The organism is Sinomicrobium halophytocola, assembly GCF_052983395.1.
Window position 1 is genome coordinate 231069 of sequence record NZ_JBRKIT010000048.1, and the last position, 7219, is coordinate 238287.

The window sequence follows — 7219 nt, forward strand, 5'->3', positions numbered from 1 at the left end:
ACGAATACAAAATTACATTTGCATCAGTATAAATTCACTTCTCCTGTTCTGCTGATGTTGTTCTTCGGTACATGACACACCATCTGTGCAGGGATTTATAAGTTCGGTTTCCCCGTAGCCCTTACTACTGATTCGGTCGGAGGAAATGCCTCCTTTATTCAGTATATAATTTACCGTAGCCCTGGCCCTTCTTTCGGAAAGCGCCATGTTATAGGTATCACTTCCGCGGCTATCGGTATGTGAGCGTACTTCTATGACCAGGCCGGGATACTGTTTCATCACCTCAATAACCTTACCAAGCTCTATTTCGGATACTTTTCGTATTCCCGAGCCATCAAAATCGAAATAGATGGGTTTCAGTCCAAGTTTTTCCGTTAGATCGTCACCCGTGGTTACCTGTACACCGTCCCTGACCAGATCTATCACCACTTCTCTTTTTTCATCGTTTTCCAGCTCATTTATCCAATGTTCCCTGCTTTGATATTCTTCTTTACCTCCCCTTAAGTTATAATTGGTAAAAGGCCATACGGGAATACAAAAATTCCCGGAAGCATCGGTCAGAACCTCGTTTAACATTTCATTATCCCGGTCGTAAAGGGTCACTTTTGCATCGGACAAAGGTTCTTTTGTTATACTATCCCTGACCAATCCGCAAAGGGTTGCCTTCGGATTAAGGGGTTCTTTTTCGGAAAGGGCATAGATATTATCAAAGCCGGTTTCCTGCCCCCGGTTCGAGGACAAAAATCCTCTTCCGTCACCCCGCATTATGAAAGCAAAGTCATCCATCACGGAGTTTACCGGACTTCCCAGGTTTACGATCCTGTAACGACCGAAAGGGTCGCGGATAGCCGTGAAGATATCGAGTCCGCCTAAGCCGTTATGTCCGTTGGATGCAAAGTAAAGCCTGCCGTTTTCATCCATAAAGGGGAAAGTTTCCTTCCCTGGGGTGTTTATATCCGCCCGAAGATTTTGTACAGGCCCAAGGTTACCATTGTCCAATATTTCCGTAACAAAAATATCCGTATTTCCAAGGGTCCCGGGGCGATCGGAAACGAAATAAAGATGTTTGTCATCCGGGCTTAATGCCGGATGGGCCGTGGAATACGCATCGTCGTTTATAGAAAGGTCTTCTATATTCCCCCACTCCCCGTCTGTGTAGGTAGCCCTGTATATTTTCAAATGGTTCGTACCGTCTTCGGATTTCCGAAACTTTCCTTTCCGGTAATTATTCCGTGTAAAGTACATGGTTCTCTTGTCTTTTGTCACCACCGCTGTAGTCTGGTGGTATTTGGAATTCACCTCTCCTTTTAATTTTTCCGGGGCTGTAAGTATTCCGGTACTGTCTATAGTCGAGGTATATAGTTTAAGAAAGGGCATTTGATTCCACTTATGGGTCCTTTTTACAAAGATCCCCGTATCCCTGGCCGAAGCGAATACTACCTGGTCCTTACCGTAGAAACCGGTGCCGAAATCGGCATATGCGGTATTGATCCCCGCATCGGTCAAAACATACCGGGGTGACCCGTTTTCCAGGTTTTCTACAAATTGGAGCAACTTTGCATTATCTTCTTTCGGATGACCTACAAGGTTGTAAAATTTATCCAGAACTTTATCCGCTTCCCCGTACTCTTTATCTGCTTTAAGACACTGGGCATACCGGTAATAATATTCCGGTTCTGTTTCTCCTTCGTAAGACATCATTTTCCGGTAATATGGCAGGGCTTCCGCATAACGAGCGTTAAAGTAATAGGTATCGCCCAGCTTGCTGTACAAATCTTTGGATTCATAGCCATTCTCCAGAAGCCTCTCGTATAATTCACTGGCACGGATATAGGCAAACTTGTCATGATCTTTATCCGCACGGGCTTTTTTAGCCTCCTGAGCGAACAGGGAATTGCACAGGAAAAGAAGAAATGTTATGTGTAGTATTTTATTCATCGTATTTTGTTGCTTGGGTTAGAAAAATCTCGGGGAAACCATTCGGTTCCGGGATGAGGAAATAAATTCGAACCGGACAAATATTTCATGTGACCCGGAATTGTAATTTCCTAATCGCGTGGTATCATAGTCGTAAGCATATCCCAGATGCAGCCCTTCGGTGATACTGAAACCTGCCAGAAAGCTCACGCTGGCATCCCAGCGATATGCGGCTCCGAGAGTAAAATTGTCATTAAACAGAAAATTGGCCGAAACATCCACTCCCAGAGGGGCACCGCTTACTGCTTTGACCAGGGCTGCCGGTTTGAATTTCAGCATGGGGTTAAGATCAAAAACGTATCCTCCTATAAGATAAAAATGCATTTTTTCCTTGGCTACGGATTGCTGAATATCGTCATAGAAATTCGTTTCCAGCAAGGCTGGAACCGATAGTCCTACATACCAGTTGCTGGAATGCAAATAGGCTCCTGCACCAATGTTCGGCGAAAATTTGCTCAGCCTTCCGGTTAGCTGCGGGTCTCCCTCGTCATGGATATTCAGTTTATCGTAGTTTATATCCAGAAAACTTCCCCCGGCCATAACTCCCAGGTTCAGCCAGGTATCGTAATCCAGTTGCAATTTATAGGAAAAACTGGCATTGACATAAGTATCTCTCGACGGACCTATTTCATCATTAATGATGGACAATCCCAAGCCGTGCCCCTGGTAACTGATCGGGGAATGTATGGAAAACTGTGCTGTTTTAGGCGCTCCTTCCAAGCCTGCCCATTGCTGCCTGTACAATCCCAGCATGCTGGTAGCTCCCCTGGTGCCGGCATAACCCGGGTTAACACTAATGGTGTTGTACATATACTGTGTGTATTGGGGTTCCTGCTGTGCAAAACCAATGCATGTTATCAAAAATCCCAATACCGAAAAAAACTTCTTCATCTGTCTTATTTTTTACTGCTTCATTTTCCGGGAATCTAAAACGTATTCATTTCCCGCTCTTCTATACCACATTTGCAGGGTTAGTTGATATACAAATACCCGGATGTATCTCTTAATATGTTATGGTCATTATACTTAAGGATGTAGAAATATGTACCGCTAGGCAATAACCTGCCTTTATTTATCGTAGCACGTCCGTGCGAATACCCGTCAAACCGGACATTGGTATTATTATATCCTTTCGCTTCGTATATTTTTACCCCCCATCGGTTGTAGATCTCTACTGTGTTTTCGGGATATTCTTCCAAACCTTTTATGTAGAAAAAGTCGTTCCTGCCGTCCCCGTTGGGGGACACGCCATTATAGATCACCAGGCCGCTGTCCGGATCCTCTTCTTCTATCATTACTTTGGCAAAAGTGAATATACCATAGCCGGATACCGCCGTAGTCACCGTCTTTTCATCGCGGTTTTCCACACCTCCTTCGTCTTTCCATCTTTTATTGACAGCATCCCAGCGTACAATGTGTATGGCTTTACCATCTTCTTCGTTTAAAATATCCGATGGCGTGGTCTCTTCATTCCACGTAAGGGTAAGTACGATACCGGATGTTCCGTTAGTCCGGTTTATCTCCCAGTATTCCGTATTATCTACCAGCTCTATATTATTTTCCTTATCCGAATGCGGATAGAGTGTACTGGAGTTTTTCAGGATATATTGCGAGGTAAAATGGTCGTCCGTATCGGAAGGTTCGGATATGGATGCCCTTCGGTAATAACCTCCGTCCCCTATAGGATAATCAAATGGTTCGTCCCCTGTTTTACGTACCTGCCCGTCTACAAAACTGATATCGGAAACCAATTCATGGGAAGCCCCTTGTTGAAAAGTGACCAATCCGCCGTACACATCCCCATCTACAATACCGTCCTGAAACTGGGCCTTTCCGGAGATACCGATATCCCCGGAAAGGTGAAAGGCGGGTTGGGTGGACGGATTGTCAAAAAGTACATGGAAAAAATCCGAAGGCATCTCCCCTGTTATGGACTGTGCCCCGTAAAGTCCCTTGAAAAGTGTGATTCCGGTCTTTGTTCCGGGGGTAAAGCTTACCAGGCCATCGTTGTTAAAGTTTCCGTAGATGTAAAACTCCCCGTCGTTGCTTACCGTTCCGCTTTCCCTGTTATCGAAATCTTCCATGGTAGATACCTGGGTTCCGGGTGCAACGGACAGTTCTCCGGTGTTTACGGTTTGCCCGGATATCCGGAATGCCTGCAACAAAAGGACCGAGACTGCAATAATTTTTATGTGTGTATTTTTCTTCATATCCTTATTGTTTTGCTTTTGAAGGGAGCATGGGGTTGGTAAAAAGCTTACAGTTCTTTGTGGTTACCGTTACTTCATTCGTAGGAACGGATTCACAACTGTACCCGTCAGCATTTGTAGCTACGGTTATCCGGCGATATGTGGAGCTTTTTGTAATTATTGAAGGCTGGAAGGTAGCGCCATGGGCACCGTCTATTTCCTCCCATACAGTCCCTTCATCTTCTGAAAACTCCCATCGGTAGCTAATCGTTCCGAACCCGGTTCCCGGATTTACGGAACTTATACCGGTGGGCTGCGTACTACCGCATATTTCCTGAATACCTGCAATACTTCCCGGTTCCGGCTTTTCAAGGACAATAACTTCTATTTCAGAGAGTTCACTTTCACAGTTACCATTGGTCTGACTAACATAGTAAATTACAGATCCCACGTTATTTGTATTCGGCACCGGCGCATTATTCAGGGGAACGCCGTTTATGTCGGTATACCAGGAAAGTATATTCCCTGCCGTGGTCGTGGCAACCAGGGAAGTTGCAACATCTCCTTTACAGTAATACAGCGGGGATGTTACTCCCGGTGCAGAGGGCTGTGCACCTATGATCACAGAATCCGTATTGTTACCTTGGTTTTCCGGGGGTTCTATATTTTCCGGATTCGTACCTGAATTGCTGCTTAGTTCCACTTCTGCCGTATTCGTATACCCGGAACTGGAATTGATCTTAAACGTTATGGGAGGGGCAGACCTTCCGGAACGAAGGGTCCCGCTGCCGTTCCTGATAAAAGTATGGGTATTGCCAGTTACCGAATATGACCATCCATCACTGCTCCTATTGCTCATTGTTGCCCCTGCGGGAAGTTCTTCTCTAACTATAATCTGATTGGTCTGGCTGTACTGAAGATCATTTATACCCACATTGGAAACTGTCAGGGTAAACCTGTTACCATTAGCCATATCCAAACATTCGTCATCGGTACTTTTTTTGATAACCAGGTCTACCCCTTCCGCATAGACCGGTGTTCTTACCGTGGAAGTATTGTTCTCAAGGTCCTGGTCCGTGATCTCGTCGTTTTTGATCGTCACGGTGTTTTGAAGCAAATTCCCGACAGGGATCTCATTCAATTTCCCGGTCACGGTAATTATTCCCGATGAATTGGCCGCAAGTCCAAGGGTCCCGGTAAATGATCCGCTGGTAATCGGGGAACCTGTTCCCGGCGAGGGCAAATCTGTACTTGTAAAGCCACTGTGACTTATATTGGTTATGCTCAACATACCTTCCGGAATGGGATTATTGTCCCCGTCCGTCAGTATATCTTCTACATCTATTCTGGACAATGCAGCGGGTGTATCATTATTTACTTCTATAGTATAAACCACTTCATTCTCGTTGCCGGACCCGGGAACAGACCTCAGTACATCTTTGTTCACCAACTTGGTAACCCGGAGGTTACCAGGGGTTGTAACGAGTATATTACGGATTTCATGATTATTGATCCCTCCTCCCGTAGATGCAGCAAACCCGAGTTTTAAAGTTGAAGGAGGAGCCTGGTCCGTGGTGTATGAAAAAAGTTGGGTAAAATTAGACGCCATACTTCTTTTCCAGCGCACAACAATATTGTAAAATCCGGTTCCAGTAGGCATTATTTCAATTTGCACCCTTCGATAGAAAGTCTCATTATCGGGTCTGGTGGTCACATAGGTATTGTAATCTATGTCATCAAAACGTGTATCTCCGATATTATTCGTTATTCCAAGTACCTCGCCGTCTTTTATGGTAACGCCATTTAAGTATTTGTTTGTAGTACTAGAATTATTGGTGGTAGGCCCTCTTAAGACAATAGAATTCGGTCTGAGCCCAGGGCCACCATTTTTTCCTCCATCACCAGGATTTGCAAAATTTCCATATTCGTCAATTCCTATGCCAATATATCCTCCGCTAAGGCCTTGATTAACGGGAGGAACGGCACCAGTATGTTGTGCATATCCCAATGACCCTCCATAGCCTCCTAGTCGAAAGTTATTTTTATCTATTGTACCATCGAAGAGGAATATACTAAACCCATCCGCTCCATTGTATGTCGCATCCCTATTATCTCTCCAGTTTTTATACTCGAAATCGATCAACACCCCAAGACTTGATGGAAAAGTTTTATTTATAAAAGCGTATCCCTTTTTATTCGTCTGTGCCGGGGTGAGCCTTAGCCATCCCTGATTTACCGGGTCCTCGTCCCCGGAAGTGAACTTTGCGTCGTCTCCGATTACAATATCCGGCGTACCGCTTCCTTTAAAATCGTCTGTGATGGTAAACTGGGCCTGTACCTGCCATACGCCTAAAAAGAGCATAAGGCAGCCGAATATTACTATGGATCTATATTTTATATTTCGAATCATCCCTGTCTTATTTTACGACGAATACAATATTCATAAATGAGGTTGGTGTGGCATTTCCGATAACATCATAGGTCAATACCCCATTAGCATCTATACTCAGGTTTGCAAACACATCGGTATCGTAATAAGTGATATAGTATTCCACTTCATTGGCTTCGAGAGTAGGAATAGGAGTAGCTGCACCCGCACTACTTACCACAGGGGTACCGAATTGATCTATATACTCCTGGTGTAAGTTTCTTGTTAGCCTATTGGCAGGAGTGGATGTATCAAAAATGATACTTGGCATATAGAAGAATTTGGGCATCACCGCCTTTATTACCGTAGTATTATCCTCTTCGTCCGTATATGTCAAAGCTCCTTTACTGTTTCCTTCCAGTACGGTAAGTGTTTCATTCTCTTTTACTATTTCCTCAAAGTTGATGGTCTGGGTTTCCCCGTTCTCATCAAGGTAGGTGAATTGATCGCCATCATAGTACACATTGCCGCCAACATTCTTGATCAGGTTTTCGATGGCGTTAAAAATATCGCCTTCGTTAGTGATGTTATCTACTACACTGTTCGGCACGTCAACTGTGATCGTCTCACCGTTGGCGTTGGTAAACGTATAGGTGCCATCCTGGTTGTCAACCATCGTTGTGGT

The 7219-nt window shown here is 44.7% G+C and carries 4 protein-coding genes and 1 pseudogene; all 5 read right to left on the reverse strand.

What is annotated here, in order from left to right:
- Positions 1-12 precede the first annotated feature (12 nt).
- The gene (locus tag ACVBDY_RS21975) at positions 13-1938 is read right to left on the reverse strand and encodes an OmpA family protein (protein WP_447177623.1); all 1926 of its coding nucleotides are present in this window, start codon (positions 1936-1938) and stop codon (positions 13-15) included.
- Between the two features lie 18 nt (positions 1939-1956).
- The gene (locus ACVBDY_RS21980) at positions 1957-2868 is read right to left on the reverse strand and encodes a PorP/SprF family type IX secretion system membrane protein (RefSeq protein WP_447177624.1); all 912 of its coding nucleotides are present in this window, start codon (positions 2866-2868) and stop codon (positions 1957-1959) included.
- Positions 2869-2948: 80 nt separating this feature from the next.
- Positions 2949-4187 carry a T9SS type B sorting domain-containing protein gene (locus tag ACVBDY_RS21985; protein ID WP_447177625.1) on the reverse strand — a complete coding sequence of 413 codons (1239 nt, stop codon included), beginning with the start codon at positions 4185-4187 and terminating at the stop codon, positions 2949-2951.
- Between the two features lie 4 nt (positions 4188-4191).
- Entirely contained in the window at positions 4192-6576 is a 2385-nt protein-coding gene (locus tag ACVBDY_RS21990) for a DUF8696 domain-containing protein (protein ID WP_447177626.1), read from the reverse strand.
- Between the two features lie 7 nt (positions 6577-6583).
- A pseudogene (locus tag ACVBDY_RS21995) lies at positions 6584-7219 on the reverse strand (hypothetical protein); the annotation flags it as partial.